The sequence below is a fragment of the Paenibacillus sp. S150 genome (assembly GCF_019352175.1).
Classification (GTDB): Bacteria; Bacillota; Bacilli; order Paenibacillales; family Paenibacillaceae; genus Paenibacillus_AQ.
The window spans coordinates 288,907-306,166 of sequence record NZ_JACBYI010000001.1 but is presented as its reverse complement, the minus strand read 5'-3'; the positions used below and the strand labels follow the sequence as shown (position 1 = coordinate 306,166).

Here is a 17,260-nt window from a genome sequence, read left to right as displayed (position 1 = left end):
GTGTCAATGGGCATCGGAGGCTCCACACTGATTCGCACGAAAATTAGACAACCATAATGAAGCTGAATTTAACAATTAAAGTTTCATGGATTGCGTAATTCATTTAAAGGAGATGAGCTAAGATGAGAAAAACGTTGACAATTTCATTTGCTATTAGTCTGTGTCTGAGTATATTTGGGCTTTTTTTTGAAGGGAAGGTGAAAGCGGCAGAAGCCTTTGTTCATCCTGGCATGCTGCACACACAAGCGGATTTCGAACGTATGAAGGAGATGGTAAACACGGGGACGCAGCCGTATTTGGATGGCTGGAATCAGTTAGTCAATAGTCCGCTTTCACAAGCCGGTTGGACCCCTCGTGCGACTGCTACAATTAGTCGCGGCGGCACAGGGGATAACGTGGCTTTATTATTCAATGACATTGCACGTGCTTACCAGAATGCCCTGCGATGGAAAATTAGCGGCAACACGGCAAACGGAGATACTGCACGCGATATTCTAAATGCATGGTCTTCCACACTTACTACCCTTACCGGTAGTGCTGATCGTTATCTGGCTTCAGGATTATACGGATATGAGATGGCTAATGCGGCCGAGATTATGCGGGGTTATCCGGGTTTTGATGTAGCTCAGATGCAAAATATGTTGTTGAATGTATTTTACAAGCCCCTAAACGAGCGCTTTCTGATCGGAAATGAATACGGCGGGGATCATAACGGCGCTTATATTCAAAACTACTGGGCAAACTGGGATCTGAGCAATATGGCAGCGACGGTTGCGATTGGTATTTTCTGCGATCGCCGGGATATTTACGATATTGGAATTGAGTATTTTAAGAATGGCGCCGGAAATGGTTCTATCTACAATGCCATTCCATTTTTGCATACAGGTGGACTTGCCCAATGGCAAGAATCCGGGCGTGACCAGGCACATACGCAACTAGGAATCGGAATAATGGCAACGATTAATGAAATGGCGTGGAATCAAGGCTTAGATTTATACGGATGGGCGAACAACCGCTTTCTGAAGGCTGCCGAATACGTAGCCAAATATAACAATGGAAATGAAGTACCATTTGCGACTTACGAATGGGGGAACGGGACTAATGGGGCCGTTCAAACGCAAACCGCAATTTCAGAAGGCAGCCGTAATGAACTTCGTCCGATTTGGGAAATGATTTACAATCACTATGCACAGCGGAAGGGCATGTCGGTGCCCAATATTGCTGCTCGTGCCAACCTGTTGAGACCTGAGGGGGGGCCAAATACACAATATCCTTCATCATTTGACCAACTCGGTTTTGGAACGCTTCTCTATACCCGACCAGCTAGCAGCGGTGGAACAGCAATTCTTCCTGCTGGTAATATCGCTGATGGCATATACCGTTTCATTTTACGTTTAGACAGCAAGGCGATGGAAGCGACTGGCTCATCAAGTGGTGCACCGGTAAAGAAATCGACATATACAGGTGGAACTAATCAGATGTGGACAGTATCTCATCTTGGAGGCGGTCAATACAGTATCAAAAATGTGCAAAGCGGACTCTCATTGGAGGTAGCAAGCGGTTCTTTGGAACATGGGGCTCAATTTCAATTGTCAAACAGTACCGGGGAGGACAATCAGAAATTCGCCTTTATTCCTACAGGAGAGGGTTATTATAGAATTACCCCAGTGCATTCGAATAAACCGGCTGATGTGGCGGGAGCCTCTACCGCAGAAGGAGCGCAAATTCTGCAATGGCGGTATGTGCTTGGCAGTAACCAACAGTGGAGGATCGACCCCTTATCCGTGAATGCCCGACTTCAATCCTTCAATTATCCGGACCGTTATCTCCGCCATAAAAATTATCGTGTTCAGATCAATACCAATATCAACCCTGCTCAAGACTCAGAGTTCAAGATAGTTACCGGATTGATGGATACAAACGGAGCATCATTCGAGTCCATCAACATCCCTGGGTATTTCTTGCGTGTCCGTTCCAACGGAGAGGTATGGCTGGATCAGAACGATGGTACAACAACTTTTTTTAATGATGCGACCTTCCGCCGTGTGCCCGGCCTAGCTGATCCTAAACTGTCCTCCTATCAAATGTGGGCGGACTCAACTAAATATTTGCGTCACTCTAATTATCTAATGTATGCTCAGGCCGCATCGGGATTGTCTTTTAACGCCGACGCGACGTTTACTGAAGTCACTCCGTAAGGCGTAAATGTCTTGGATAACTTAAGGCGTGACAGTAGGTATACCTGAATGTCAGTCTTTGAATTTTTTCAGAAGCTATTTGTTCGAACATTATGACGTTGATGTGATTCAAAATATTCCGGGAACGAAATACATATAGCAGCGATGTGCTGAGGAGCGATTGCAGTCGCATGGAGATTTAAATTGAAGGGTAATGATCAGTACCCTCGATAGGCTTGGAATTTCAAGGAAAAACCAGATAAGCAACCTCAATAGACTGTATCTTCCTAGTAGTTAATATAATGGAGGATGCAGTCTGTCATATTATTCTGATAGCCAACCTTTGGGGGAGAGTTAATTCCCATTTGGCTTTCACTGTGTCAAAGTAACTCGGGCCAAATCAGGGACTTCAGAATCCGAATATTTGGATAAGTTTCGCGAAATGCTGCATCGAGTTCTTGTAGTCCATCAAACAGATCCAGCAAAACTTCCTCGGCACCATCATAGAGGTCTTCAGGACCTTACGCCAATGATGTGCACCTATCTGGTCACCACATACAAGCTAAGAATCCGGCGATGATCACCTTCATCGATATCATGTTGAAATAAACAGCTTCTTCGCTAATGGCGCTTGCTCGCCTTGTTGCGTTACTATTGATTTCCGTTATTGCTGAAGTAATAGAATGAAGAGGAGGCGTTGTGTTTGGGACACTTTCGCAGAACCAGCCTTACGAAGCAATTCCTATACCTGATTCTAATGATGCTTGTCATTCTTCTCATTTCATTTATTATCTCAAACACCATTGCCAAAGGCATTGTAGAGAATAAGGTTTCTGAGTCTGCTGGGAAAATTTTGTACCAAGTTGAAGAAAAGATGGAGAGCTTTTATGACGATATGGAAAAAATTTCTGTTTCAACACTTTACAGTCCAACTGTACAAGCTTATTTGGATTCTGAGGATATTTTGTCCCAAATATTAAGGAATGATGAAGTCCTGTCAGTCTTCTCTAATACGTTTTCATTGAAGGAGAATATTAAAGGTATCCAATTGTATGACAAATCGGGGAAGTTGGTAGTCAATGTTGGGGTAGGACCACGCGAATCGATTAAGTTTCCACCGTCAAATATTGAATATTCTGGTTTGCTAACGGACCCGGATACAAAACAAACTATTCAATATTACTCCATTGTTGTTCCAATCTTTAATTTAGAGAACACGCCAGCAAAAGATTATAAAGGAACATGCATATTTATTATGGATGTCCGTAACTTAGTAGCGATATTAAAGAACGCAAAAATAACAGAAAATTCACAGCTCTTGCTGCTGGATCGGCATAAAACATTCATGGCAAATAAAGGAAAGACTCTTCATTATAGTCAATTTCAACTGGAGAAATGGAAAGAAGACAAACGGTATATTGTGCATTCGAGCATATTGGCCGATACCGGTTGGGAATTGATCAGTATCATACCGAAAAAAGAACTCTTGCATGAATTAGATATAATTCAAAAGCTGAATATTGCGACTTACATGGTTTTGTTAGGAGTACTCTCTCTTTTTCTTATCACATTTTTTACCCGTATCTTAAAACCGGTAAAGACACTGATAGATTTTATGAAATCTTATCCGAGAATCGGCCGCGAAAGTCGAATTATTGTAACTTATCATAATGAAATTGGCGTCCTTGCCTTCAGCTTAAATAAAATGCTCGATGAAATAGACAGCCTTAGCCATGAGGTTCAGGTATCACAAAAACGAATGTATGACATTGAAATCGCTAAGAAACAAATGGAAATTTTAGCATACCGTAATCAGATTAATCCACATTTTTTGTACAATACCCTGGAATGTGTGCGTGCGATGGCATTTTATTATCAGGTCCAAGATATTGCCGAGATTTCTTCTTCTTTATCCAATATGTTTAGATACTCGGTTAAGGGAAGTGATTTCGTTACGATTCAGGAAGAAATTTCTCATGTTGAAGAATATGCGAAAATTATACAGTTCAGGTTTATGGGGAAAATAAAAATCATCATTGATGTTGATAAAGATTTACTGAAATTAAAAACAGCCAAAATGCTGCTACAGCCGATTGTGGAAAATGCTGTGTTCCACGGATTAGAGCGAAAGCTTGAAAATGGGTTTGTCCGAATTCATATCGTGATGTTATCGGAGAATCAAATTAAATTTGTGATTCATGATAACGGAATCGGTATGGAAAAAAAGGAGCTTGATAAGTTGGCTGAACGTTTGGAATTATTTGAGAGTTCTATATATGTTGGAAGCGGTACTAGGCACGGAATTGGCTTGTCCAATATTTATTGGAGACTTAAGCTTTTATACGAGGAGAAGGCAACTATGGTGATAGAGAGCAAACTCGGATCGGGCACAACCATCATAATTCTTTTCCCGCTGCAAGAAATGAACATGTAATGGAGGCTATGACAATGCACAGTGTATTTATTGTAGATGACGAACCATGGGTTGTTTACGGACTCAAAGCTTTGCTGAATTGGGAAAGTCTTGGGTTTACTGTTATCGGGGAATCACACAACGGATTAGCAGCGTTGGAGTTGATCAAGGAGAGAAAGCCAGATGTCATTTTATCCGATATTCGCATGCCAGGCCTAGACGGTATAGAGCTTATGGACCAAATTAGGCAAAATAATTTATTATGCAAAGTTATCCTTATAAGCGGTTATTCGGAATTTGAATATGCGCAACAGGCTATTCGCTTTGGTGCATTTGATTATTTACTGAAACAGGTAGATAAAAACAAACTTACCGAAACCTTGTTGCGTTTAAAAGAGGAACTGGAGAAAACAGATAGAGAAAAAAAGAGTCTAGATTTATTTTTGGATGACCTTTTCGATCTATTCGAATCAGACCATACAATGAAAATCCATAATTTTTTAATAAGCAGAGGAATTATTAGCGAGCATCCTCATTATCGCTTTGTCAGTTGTATTTATGAGGGACCTTCGGTTTCTGATTTTGATGAAGGTGAAGCGATAGCCACCTCCATCCGATATTTACGATTTCGTACAGGTCAAAATAAAGTTTCCTATCTGATTAATTACAACGAGTTAAAACATCCGATCGCTTTACTGGATTTCATCTCTGCGAATTTGAACGACGCTCAAACAATTGGAATCAGCAGCATAGGCATTTATTCAACTTCCTTAGCCAAGCTTTACCAGGAATCAGATATCGCTCTTTGCAGCCCCCTTACGCTTCCCGGACGCCGGATGATCCAATATAAAGGAGTTGATTATGACTCCATACTTGCGGGAGCGGTCCTGCATATCGAGTTAGCCATGAAGGAGCATAAGCAACAATTGTTTATGGAAAGATTGGATGAGCTATGCGAGGAGTGCAAAGCGCGGCAAATGCTAATCGATCAAATCTCTATAATCTACAATCAGATTGTTTCGCTTTTTTACAAGTATTACGGACATAACGAAGCCGTTCATGAGATCGAGTATGTAAACTATTATCAAATTTACCGTCAGTACACTGTAATCGAACAACTGTTTGACCGGTTCAAGGAATTCTTCATTAAGCAATCTGGCGAGGAAATACACATCTCCAACGATACAGTGAAGAAGATTATCAATTATGTGGATCACGTCTTTACGGAAGATATAATGTTAGGCACATTATCCAAAGAGTTCAATATCAGCATTGGATATTTAAGTTCACTGATTAAGAAAGAGACAGGAAAAACCTACTCGGAGTACATTCAGAATAAGAGATTGAGTCTGGCAAAAGAATTGCTGCAAGATTTCTCGCTGTCCATTCATGAAATTGTGGAGCGAGTGGGCTATAAGGATTACTTTCATTTCAACAAACTTTTCAAGAAACATTATGGGATTACCCCTAGCAAGTATAGAAAAATGTAACCTTTATATGAACCCAACACCAAAAGAACAAAACTCAAACATATGGGGTTTATGAATGGAAGGCTACAATAAAAGAGAAATAGCCAAACAATATAAGGGGGAATAGAAAAGTATGAAGCTTAAAATGCTTGCCATTCTTACACTGACATCTTTGATTGCGCTTTCAGGATGCGGTGGCAACAATACCAGCAATAATGTTGACAACAACGAGAACAACGGTAACGAAACGAACCAGCAAAACAATAATGTATCTTCTGCGGAACCGGTAGATTATACCTGGTTTGCAACAACAGGATTTTGGAACCCACCTCAGTGGTCCACAGAACCGGGCAGTGTTACGGGCGAAATCACCAAAAATACAGGAGTCACCTTCAACTACAACATCCCGGCGCAAGACGGTGATACGAAACTGAATTTGTTGATGGTATCTTCGGGAGATTTCCCAGACGTCATTACGACCGTAGGTCCGGATATGGGGAAAAAGCTTGTACAGGCAGGGAAAGTGTGGGATATAGAAGAGTTTCTGACAAAATATGATCCTGATTCACATCTGCTTAAAGATTACCCGGCAGATCTTAAAGAACAAATGGTCAAATATTATGGGGGGTGGTATGCGCTGGGGAGTCATGTTACCAGTGATGACGCGAAAGAACAATACCCTCCGTCAAGCGAGTATTACACAGATATGGCCAAATATTCTTGGAACAAGGGGATAGTGGTCAACACCAATCTTTTGAAAGAGGCAGGCCTTGAACTCTCTGATTTGAAAACAGAGGAGGATGTGCTTGCAGCACTCAAAAAGGTTAAAGATATGAACCTTAAGGTAGACGGCCAGGCTGTTATTCCGCTTCAGATTCATGGCAAGAATTATCATGGCGAAACACTTCAGTATCTTCAGGCATCCTTTGGGGGAATGCCCATAGACAAGGATGGGAAATACCGGAACATTCTTCTGTCTGATGCAAACAAGGAAGCTGTTCAGTTCCTTTTTAAGGCAGCACAAGGCGGGTATTTCGATGCTGGTCAAATGACAACCGATGGAGCGGGTATTGATGCCAATATCTTGTCCAAACGCGTGTTTATGTTTATTGGGAACACAACAAATGCAAAATTTGATCAGCTTGATTTCTGGGTTTCACCTGGAGTGATTTCTTCTACTACAGACGCCAAGCCGGTTTTTGCTTATTGGTCGGAACCAGGACGCGGCTGGATGCAAACACTGATCTCCAAAACAGTAAAAGAACCGGAAAAACTTGCTAAATGGCTCAGCTACATGACAAGTTCTGAAGGATTGACTCTGACCAACTTCGGCATTGAAGGCGAGCACTATACAAAAGACGACAAAGGTTTGATTACGCGAACCGACAAGGGTATAGAGGATCAGAAAAATGGATCTAGCACCGGAGTGGATATTTTCTGGCAATTCATTAATTCAGCTTTCCTTGAGCATGTGCAGCCTGCACCAACTAAGCAGGAAGGTGCTGGCGGTCTGATTCAAATGGAAGCACAGACTGCATATGCGAGACAGCCGGAAATTGAAAGATACGACGCATCTGTATTAACTTTGCCAAGTGATTTCTATGCAGCCGGCAGTGAAAATCAGTTAATCCGGGATCAAATCCAGCAATATATGGAGGCCCAGGTAGCCAAGATTATTTTGGCAAAAGATGAGGCCACTTTTAATAAGTATTACGATGATTTCATAGCGAAGCTAAAGGATTTAAAAATCGAACAGCTTGATGCGGCACTGGATACAGAGCTTCAGAAGAAGTCTCAGGAACTAGGAATTATCGTAAAAGGAGTTAATTAAACAGAATTTGATTCTAGAGATGAATAGTGCCAAAGTGCATGATGCATTTTTGGCACTATCAATTTTTTTTGGGGGAGGTCGGATCGTGGAGAATCCTAATGCAAAGCAAGGTATCCCACCAGAGAGTGTTAACAGTAGAAAGAGAGTCAAAAGAAAAAAGCCATTTAAACTTGGACATGATATTCGTACTCAGACGGAGCTTGCGGTTATGCTCTGGCCTGCAGTTATCCTTATTTTTATTTTCAGCTTTGTTCCGATGTACGGGTTGCTGATGGCATTTAAAGCTTATGATCCAATAACGGGAGTCAAAGGCATATTTACAAGCCAGTGGAACCACTTTGATAATTTCAAGTTTGTTTTCCGACACTTTGAATTTTGGCCTATGGTAAAAAATACGCTTGGAATCAATCTTTTGGGTTCGCTGGTTGGGATTCCAATTACTCTTATATTTGCGTTGTTGCTTAATGAAGTCAAAAATACAAGGTTTAAGTCTTTGATTCAGACGGTTACCTACTTACCGCATTTCTTATCCTGGGTTATTTTTGGAGGATTGTTCATTACTCTGCTTAATCCAGATGGTGGTATCGTGAATTACATCCTCTTAAAGCTGGGACTGATCAATGAAGCAATACTGTTTTTGGGAGATCCTAGATATTTTTGGGGCATCGCCATTGGAACTAATTTATTGAAAGAATTGGGCTGGGGAGCGATCTTGTATCTGGCTGCAATGGCTGGCATAGACCAATCCTTATATGAGGCTGCCGCCATAGATGGAGCAGGCCGTTTCAAACGGATATGGCATATTACCATGCCCAGCATTATGCCAACCTTAATGATTATGATCATCTTTGCCGTTAGCGGCATGTTGAATAATAACTTTACGCAGATTTATGTTTTGCAGAACTCATTGAACATGCCATCAAGCCAGGTTATAGATACCTTCGTTTATTCTACAGGGCTTAAACAATTTCAGTTTGCTTCTGCTACGGCTATCGGGTTGATGAAGTCTGTGTTTGCAGTTGCACTGCTGGTTGGAGCAAACTATTTATCAAAGAAATTGACTAAGTCAGGTTTGTTTTAAGGAGGAAATGTTATGGTTGGAGGTAAGAGCTGGAGAGAGAAAATGTTTACTGTATCGAATGTTATTTTCATGTTATTTGTAATGGTCATTACTATATATCCGTTTTGGTTTTCTGTCGCTAACTCTCTAAATACAGGAGACGATCTGGTAAGCGGTCCAATATTTTTATGGCCCAGAGAATTCACATGGGCAAGCTGGAGAACAATTCTGGCAGATCCGGGAATCCTTCAGTCTATCTGGATTAGCGGTTCGCGAACTGTTATTGTAACGATAGTTTCTATATTATATACGGCAATGTTTACTTATGCTTTCTCGCGTCCTTATTTAAAGGGGAAAAAGATGTATGTGATTATCGGTTTCACAAGCATGTACTTTAGTGGAGGGCTGATTCCTTCTTACATGCTGATGAACTGGCTTGGTTTGTATGATAGCTACTGGGTATATATTATCCCAAGTCTGTTCGGGGGATTTTGGAATGTTATTATACTTAATGCTAATTTCAAGGCGATTCCTGAGGCATTGTATGAATCGGTGAAAATTGATGGAGCAAATGAATTTACTATTTTCTTCAGAATTGTTATTCCATTATCTAAGCCGGTCTTGGCTGCTCTTTCCGTCTTTACGGCTGTCGCCACTTGGAACGATTATGGCACGACACTTTATTTCACCCAATCTTCTGAACTCCAAACACTTCAATATATGATTCTGAAGCTGATCCAGTCTACGGATGCGATTAATCAGATGGCCAACGTAGTAAGTGCTAACAATCCGGCTGTGGCAGAGCTATACTCCAGGGCACAAGGCCATGGCATTGTTACTGCCAAAACCCTTCAGTTGTCAGCAATGGTATTATCTTCACTTCCGATGGTTATCATTTATCCATTTGCTCAGAAATTTTTCATCAAAGGCGTGTTGCTTGGATCAGTAAAAGGTTGAGCAGGCTGAGTACAATAAAGGTAATTTAGGAGGGGTGATCTATGTGCAGGAAGCTATGAAGGACTTAGTCGTCTACTCTGCACCTGATGGTTTGAAAGGAAATCCGGATTTTTCAGTAAGAGTAAGAGCTATTGGTGGAGAATGGCAAACAATATTCAATTATAACGTGAAGGTAGATATGCATCATGTCAGAAATGCATCTATGGTTACCTTTGACTGTGCGGGTCCCGTGGAATTAGAGATTATAAAACTTGAGGGATTGGTCCAAGAGGTTGCTATCCGTCCCATTGCTTGCGGATTGAAGTGTGAGTATGAAGGCAACAAAATTAAGCTTCAACTGGATGGACCGCGGCAATTATCTTTGGAAATTAATGGGGACCGATTTCACAATCTGCATATTCTTGCCAATGCCGTGGAGCAGGAAATCCCCGATCCTTCGCGGTCTGATGTCTTGTGGTTGAAAGCAGGGATGCATAACACTGCAGAGCTAATTGATTTGCTATATGCTGTGTCCAAGAATGGAGATTCCAAGTATATTTATTTTGATTCCGGCATCCATCGTTTTGATACAGACAGATTGGAAATTCCTTCTTTTACTAATGTATATACAGCGGGGGGAGCGCTAATCATTGGAGGATTTATCTGTAATCAGGTGGAGGAAGTGTGTATTCGGGGTAGGGGAATCTTGTTCATGGAGGATTTTGTGAAAACCACCTATTATAGAGGGGTTGAAATTAATTATTCCCGTAATATTTCTGTTGAAGGAATTACAGTGATTGATCCTCCCCATTATACGATTCTTCTTGGGCAATCTACAGATATACAAATTAGAAATATAAAGTCATTTAGTACCCGTGGATGGTGCGATGGAATTGACATGATGGCCTGCTCCAATGTGAGTATTGACGGTGTATTCCTACGTACTTCCGATGATAGTATTGCCATTTATGCTTCACGCGGAGAGTTTAGGGGGAATACACGCAACATCTCTGTCCAGAACTCTATATTATGGGCGGATGTCGCTCATCCGGTGAATATCGGTACCCACGGTGGTTATGAAGGGGAGGGGGATGTCATTGAAAATGTCATCATTAATGAAATTGATATTCTAGAGCATCATGAGCCTCAACCAGATTATTGGGGGTGTCTGGCAATCAATGCAGGCGATAATAACTCAGTGCAGAATGTTACTTTCGAAAATATCCGCATTGAACCATTTGAATTGGGTGAGCTATTCAATGTGAGAGTGCTGCAAAACCCGAAATACAATCCCGCTCCTGGTAAGCAGATTCGAAAAATTCTATTCAAGAATATAAGTTATACAGGCAGTTGTGCCAATCGATCACATATAGAAGGCTATGATGAAACTCGGAAAGTCGAGGGAGTTATATTTGATAACGTTCTTATCAATGGGAGACATTTTGACTTTATGCAAGATGTTCTGATAGGACCTCATGTCACTGAAGTGAAAATGCAAAAATCAAAAGTATAAGTTGTATATCCTCCAATGCCAAAACTCATAGCAGCGGTGCTCCTCTGATCAAGCCAGACCGAAACTAAGCTAGTGTGCACAGGGACGGAAGGGAAACTTTTTGGATTTCTGATAATGCGAAAACAGATTGAAGGCATGCCGTTTCTCGACTAATGCTGCTGGTGAAAGAATCGGCCAAAGTGCTGCCTGATTAATTCTTTGTGTCTGGGGATGTATTGGACCGGCTCCGGGAACTCCGCACGGTCGATCCTTTCTTTATCGCATACGTGCGACTGGAGTTGAACACTTTTAATAAGGATATATCATATTACTAATAAGAAAAATATAGTATCAAGAAACAGCGCATAAGATTAATTATGCGCTGTTTTTAAGATACGCTGATGCTAGCGCGAATAACGAATCAATTAATTACGATAATCTCACTTTTAATTTTTGAATAGGAAATATAAAGGCCGACAGTTAAAACTGCCGGCTTTTTGTCAATTCAAATGATATTTTCGAATAAGTTCAGCATGTCTATTCATTCCGCGTCTCTCCAACTCCTGCACAAATACCTGCCATGGAGGAATATTACTCATATAGGGAGTAGGGCCATTATAAAGACCGCCTCCCGGCCCATTATAAAGTCCTCCACCTGGTCCATTATAAAGACCGCCTCCGGGCCCATTATAGAGACCACCCCCGGGCCCATTATAGAGACCGCCCCCTGGTCCATTATAAAGACCACCCCCGGGCCCATTATAGAGACCGCCCCCTGGTCCATTATAAAGGCCACCGCCTGGTCCATTATAAGCGCCGCCCCCTGGCCCGTTATAAAGTCCTCCTCCAGGTCCATTGTAAAGCCCACCACCGGGCCCCTTATATTTGTTTCTATTCCACATTTCGAACCTCCTATTTATTTAAATAGTTTCCAATTATAGATTAGCACATCTTGCTGAGGTGATCATTTACTTTAATTTTAATATCGTGTAGTGAATAATATCGTCAATAAATCTACTAGTCCGCGAATATTTTAAACAATATTTAAATATACTTTAGTATAAAACCATCAAATAGGCTAAGCTGCTAAAACAAAGATTGTATACTCGTTGATTAATGAGTTGCAGTCTTTGTTTTTATTTTGATCAAATTTTGAATTTGAAGTAATATAGTCAAGTTCAATCATTCGACAAAAGTGTAAACGAAATGCGGGTTTATCTTATATTTGGAAGGAAGAAGGAAAAGGTTTGTCGAAATATTATAAATACATATTCACTTTTTCAAGAAATATTTTTCTAGGTTTTAAAACCAATAGATAGTTTTAAAAGAGTGATGTTAATTTTTTATAGCTTGTCATTAAAGTTATGGGGAGGAGAATTTTTGAAGGAAGATCTATTTACTTTCTATAATGATCAAGTTTCAAATAAAGCGTTAATATATTCACATATGTATTATTTTCATAAATTCTACCTTTTTTTAATTTACTTATCGATGTTTATGGCATTAACCAGCGGCATTTCAATAATATTTTTCCGTTCTTATTTATGGTTTTGTATCTCTTCATTTATATGTACTTTTTTATTAATTTTATCTTTATATGGACTAAATAAATTATTTGATTTGAAAGCGATGAAAATACTTAAAATTCAGTACTCTATCATTTCTAGTCCAAAAAAATGGAGAAAATCAAAAGCTGATATTCAGCTTCATCTTATCACGGAATACCTTATAGAGAATAACCTATATAATAAATGGAAAATAGAAAAATTAATTGATAATTTCGCGAAAGATAATGAAAAAAGGAAGCTTTCTCCATTAGTAGCCCCCAGTATTGTACTAGCTATATCAATTCCTAATCTCACTCAACTATTAACACATATGTATACCTTTTTTAATGCAAAAGAAAATGTACCATTAAATATTCGAAATTCCACCTCCCCTGAAATAACAATAAATACCACACTCTTTTTCGTGATTTTTATTGTTTCTTTATTTGTAGCGACAAGCATTTCGGTGTTGAATAGAGCTAAAGAAGATATTAAAGAAATGATTTTGGATAAAGAAGGCCCTAATAGGAATAGCTTAATAACAATACTTGAGAATGTTTTATATCAAATGAATGAGTAGAAAACGAAATATTGCTTCATCTATGCGTGAATTTCTTAGAGCACTATACATAAATTGTTATAAGTATGATGAATATGCAGTAATTAATGCACCTTTTTAAAACCCTAGAATGAGGAGAATACTTGTGGATGAAAATTTACCGCAAAGACTTGACACTTTCGATCAAGAAAATAGAAGCATACTAAAATTGCAGCTGATTGTTCCTCAAGAAAAATACTTGGTTAGAACAGAGTCAGGTGGAGATTACGGTGTGGATTTAGTTTTAGAACTTAAGAATAATTGTAAATATATGACTAACTTTCGAACACATCTACAACTAAAGAGTAATTCAACAAAAACTGTAGATAAAGATGGTACATTTGAATTCAGTGTTCCAATTAAAACGATAAACTACTTACTCAATCAACCACAATCGATTTTTATTATCTATGTTGAAAGAGATGATATTTTTCTATGGGAATGGGTAAATTACATAGATGAAACCACACAGCAAAATGGGATTGACATTATAACAACTACTGATAAAACATTTACATATAAGTTTCATAAGACACTTACCCATAAATCATTTGATGAGATATATGATTATGTAAAAGCCTACGGTCAATATACAAGGGAATTATCCAAACATACCATAAATGGTTATGCTGATTTTGGGTTTAATAGTAGTGTCCTTGGATTAATTCAATCCTTTCAAGAGGAGTATAGCAAGGCTGCTTCATATGAACAAGCTGGAAAATACAAGAAGGCTTTAAGGATTTACGACAGAATAGCTTCTTATGTGAAGACTGAGGAAATATATTTTAAATGTGCTGTAGTAGCTGAAATTGCTAATGAGTTCAATAAAGCTATAAGATTTTGCGATAAGATATTGAAAATAAATAATAATCATTATGAAGCACAAATTATTATAGGCACCTGCTATGGTAGAAAGGGGCAGTATCCTAAAGCAATTGAATTACTAAGAAAAGCAATGGATAGGAACAAATCGGACACAGCGATATTACTGAATAATCTTGCCTTTTCATATTGGAAGAACTGTGATCTTGAAAATGCAATTGTGAACTATGAAAGATTATTATTATTACCTTACGAGAAAAAAGCTGTTATACATGTGAATCTAGCGCTTTGTTATAGAGAACAGTTCCAAATTAGGAAAGCATACGGTCACATTAATTCAGCGATAACGCTAGATCCAAATAATTCGAATGCGCTTGCTGTAAAAGGAGGATTTGAAAGGTTTTTTGGAAAATCAAACTCTGCTGAAGAGTTGTTCCGATCAAGCTTAAGGCTTGATTCGAATAATTACCAAGCTTTACTCGGAATAACATTATCCTTAATTGAAAACAATAAAATTGATTACGCATCACTGTATTTTGGACAATGGATAAAAAAATATAAAGACTCACTTTTTAGTGAGATTGTGACAGATCAGAACATCATGATAATTGAAATAAACTGGAAATCAACACTGCCTGTCCTGATGCAACGTAAATCTATTGATACTTACTCTTTTACATTAGCAAGTGGTATAGAAAGACATATCATTTTGCCTAAAAACGATTTTGTAGGGGTTGGATTCTATGGTCAGTCAACAAGTTTTGGAGTAATACCTAAAACGGCGTATTTGTTTAAAGAATATGAGGCAGAATCGGATGCTACTAATACGATCAATGAAATAAAAAAGCATATAAATTTAATTAAGATGTCAGGGAAAGAGTGTTACTCAGATGTAGACTCTTCAATTGAAGTAGATATTGAAGTATATAATGATCATATTTTTTTCGTTATCGATTTTAATGGCTATGGAATAAATGGAATGACGAATCCAAGTAATGAAATGATAGGTTATAAAGGTTTTATTAAAAGTTTTAATAGAACAGGTAGTATTCAAATCAGCTTATCAGATAAAAATAAGAATAGTGTTATTAATATAATGGATGTCAGTAAGGTTACTATTAAAAGGTTTGTTTAGTTGTAATAAAATGTAAATATTGTCTATTTGTTTAATTACATATATCGCAATCTTTTAATTTATTATAAAAATCGATCCTCCTGAGGGTCTCTTTAATGGAAAGTTATTATGTTCATGTAAATTGGTTTTGCAGGTTATATTAATTTGGTTATGGTAAATAACGGGGGGAAAAGATGTATCTCGAATTAAAAGGTTCATTAGGCTATCAACACTTTGAAAAAATTGTGCAGTTAGTAACTTGTAAAGATAATGAGTTGATATTAGATCTTTCAGGGATAACTTTTATAGAACCTTATGGAATCGTCGGCTTAATCTCAGCAGCACGATATTGCAGGGGGAAAGATATTTCACTAAAAATAAATCTACCTCAAAGTTTGAGTTTACAAAGATATTTAACTGTTATGAATTTTTTTGAAGAAATGAGAAAGTATCAGCATGTTTCTCAAGGTTTTTTTGGATTTTTTAATAATTTCAAAAAAACAGATAAGCCTTTATTAGAGTTGCGTAAATTAGAGTTTCAATTAGGAAACTTTGAGAATATTATCAATTTTACTGAATTATTAGATAAACGAATGGAAATGATGTTTGAAGGAGTCGATGCGGGAACAACTTCAAAGCAAATCACGACTAATCTGATTGAGGTATGCCAAAACTTAGAACACAGTTTGGATTTTGGCTATGTTGCAGCTCAGAAATATAAAAATCCATTAACAATACAAATTGCAGTTATGGATCTGGGAATAGGTTTCAGAGGAGCCCTAGAAGAACAGTATAATAAAAAGGGGGAAAAGTTGACTGACCGTAGAGCAATTGAATTAGCTTTAAAACCAGAAATAAGTTCGAGGCCCACAGGTGGAGGCCATGGTTTATATAGGTTATCAATGTATGTTAAACAAAATGCTGGATCAGAGTTGATTATACGTACAGGCACGGCTAGATGTCACTTAAAACACAGTGGAATGAGGTTTGAAGAAGGACTTGCGTTTTACCCTGGAACACAAGTTGGAGTGAGTTTAAGGCCTTTCATTGAAAAAACAGACAACCTCCTTGACAGAAAGTAATGAAGGTGTTAGTATCAATGTGTTCAATAAAGTTCGTTGAACTCCAAAGTGGAGGAATTTATGATGAAAGAAATATTGATTGCTGAAGAGTTGAGAAAATTATCAAGTAATTTTTTCTTAGTTACACGACCCCTTGGGATGCAAATGAGGGACGAGCTCATACAAATTATTTTGAAATCTGATAGCAATATTATCGGATTGGATTTTGAGGGAGTCAAGATAATAGACTATTCTGGTGCAGATGAAGTTATTGTAAGGTTAGTTTCTCGTTTAATAAATAAAGAGTTGGGAGATAGATTTATTTTCCTGAAAAATTTAGAGCCAATTCATCGAGATAATATTAGAGCGGCTTTCCAATTATATAAAAAGCATGGAATGCTTGAGCTTCGTGACGATGGCACATTAAATTATATTGGGAACATTAAGCCGATGCTTATAGATGTGTTGCATAAAGTATATAATGATAATGTTCAAACAGCTAGACAACTTGCTGATATGACAGAGTCTGAAATTAATTTGACTGGAACAAAATTACTTCAATTGTATCAAGAACGATTAATTATGCGCAAAGAAGAAATACTTTCTGAAGGTGGTAGACAGTATAGCTATAAGCCAATACTAAAAAATATGATATCGATGGAGATGAGTTAATATCTCCATTTAATTTTAAAATGATTTCAACGTTTTCAATTGAAGACAAAATAAACGAGGAGGAATTT

12 protein-coding genes are annotated in these 17,260 nt (G+C 38.4%); 11 read left to right on the top strand and 1 reads right to left on the bottom strand.

The features are described 5' to 3' along the window. The first annotated feature begins 122 nt into the window (after positions 1-122). The 7 genes from HYD27_RS01215 to HYD27_RS32585 all read left to right on the top strand — a co-directional run bounded on the left by HYD27_RS01215 (position 123) and on the right by HYD27_RS32585 (position 11,399). Positions 123-2,198, top strand: coding sequence for an RICIN domain-containing protein (locus tag HYD27_RS01215; RefSeq protein ID WP_219210509.1), 2,076 nt, complete (start codon positions 123-125; stop codon positions 2,196-2,198). 682 nt (positions 2,199-2,880) lie between these two features. Beyond that, positions 2,881-4,611, top strand: coding sequence for a cache domain-containing sensor histidine kinase (locus HYD27_RS01210; protein WP_219210508.1), 1,731 nt, complete (start codon positions 2,881-2,883; stop codon positions 4,609-4,611). 14 nt (positions 4,612-4,625) lie between these two features. Continuing rightward, the gene (locus tag HYD27_RS01205) at positions 4,626-6,080 is read left to right on the top strand and encodes a response regulator transcription factor (protein WP_219210507.1); all 1,455 of its coding nucleotides are present in this window, start codon (positions 4,626-4,628) and stop codon (positions 6,078-6,080) included. 112 nt (positions 6,081-6,192) lie between these two features. Then, a complete protein-coding gene (locus HYD27_RS01200) occupies positions 6,193-7,890 on the top strand; it encodes a type 2 periplasmic-binding domain-containing protein (RefSeq protein WP_219210506.1) in 1,698 nt (565 codons plus the stop codon). 85 nt (positions 7,891-7,975) lie between these two features. After that, entirely contained in the window at positions 7,976-8,971 is a 996-nt protein-coding gene (locus HYD27_RS01195) for an ABC transporter permease (RefSeq protein ID WP_309241997.1), read from the top strand. Positions 8,972-8,983: 12 nt separating this feature from the next. Further along, positions 8,984-9,907, top strand: a complete 924-nt coding sequence (locus tag HYD27_RS01190; RefSeq protein ID WP_219210505.1) for a carbohydrate ABC transporter permease — start codon at positions 8,984-8,986, stop codon at positions 9,905-9,907. A gap of 43 nt (positions 9,908-9,950) precedes the next feature. Next, positions 9,951-11,399, top strand: coding sequence for a glycosyl hydrolase family 28 protein (locus tag HYD27_RS32585; protein ID WP_219210503.1), 1,449 nt, complete (start codon positions 9,951-9,953; stop codon positions 11,397-11,399). A gap of 574 nt (positions 11,400-11,973) precedes the next feature. Here the strand turns inward: HYD27_RS32585 and HYD27_RS01180 are convergent. After that, positions 11,974-12,234 carry a hypothetical protein gene (locus tag HYD27_RS01180; protein ID WP_219210501.1) on the bottom strand — a complete coding sequence of 87 codons (261 nt, stop codon included), beginning with the start codon at positions 12,232-12,234 and terminating at the stop codon, positions 11,974-11,976. A gap of 524 nt (positions 12,235-12,758) precedes the next feature. Here HYD27_RS01180 and HYD27_RS01175 point away from each other — a divergent pair. From HYD27_RS01175 to HYD27_RS01160, 4 genes are all read left to right on the top strand, one after another. Continuing rightward, entirely contained in the window at positions 12,759-13,505 is a 747-nt protein-coding gene (locus HYD27_RS01175; RefSeq protein ID WP_219210499.1) for a hypothetical protein, read from the top strand. Between the two features lie 124 nt (positions 13,506-13,629). Continuing rightward, positions 13,630-15,480, top strand: coding sequence for a DUF4365 domain-containing protein (locus tag HYD27_RS01170; RefSeq protein WP_219210497.1), 1,851 nt, complete (start codon positions 13,630-13,632; stop codon positions 15,478-15,480). Positions 15,481-15,653: 173 nt separating this feature from the next. Further along, positions 15,654-16,541, top strand: coding sequence for an STAS domain-containing protein (locus tag HYD27_RS01165; protein ID WP_219210495.1), 888 nt, complete (start codon positions 15,654-15,656; stop codon positions 16,539-16,541). A 63-nt stretch (positions 16,542-16,604) separates the two neighbouring features. Next, positions 16,605-17,192, top strand: a complete 588-nt coding sequence (locus tag HYD27_RS01160; RefSeq protein WP_219210493.1) for a hypothetical protein — start codon at positions 16,605-16,607, stop codon at positions 17,190-17,192. The last annotated feature ends 68 nt before the right edge of the window (positions 17,193-17,260 follow it).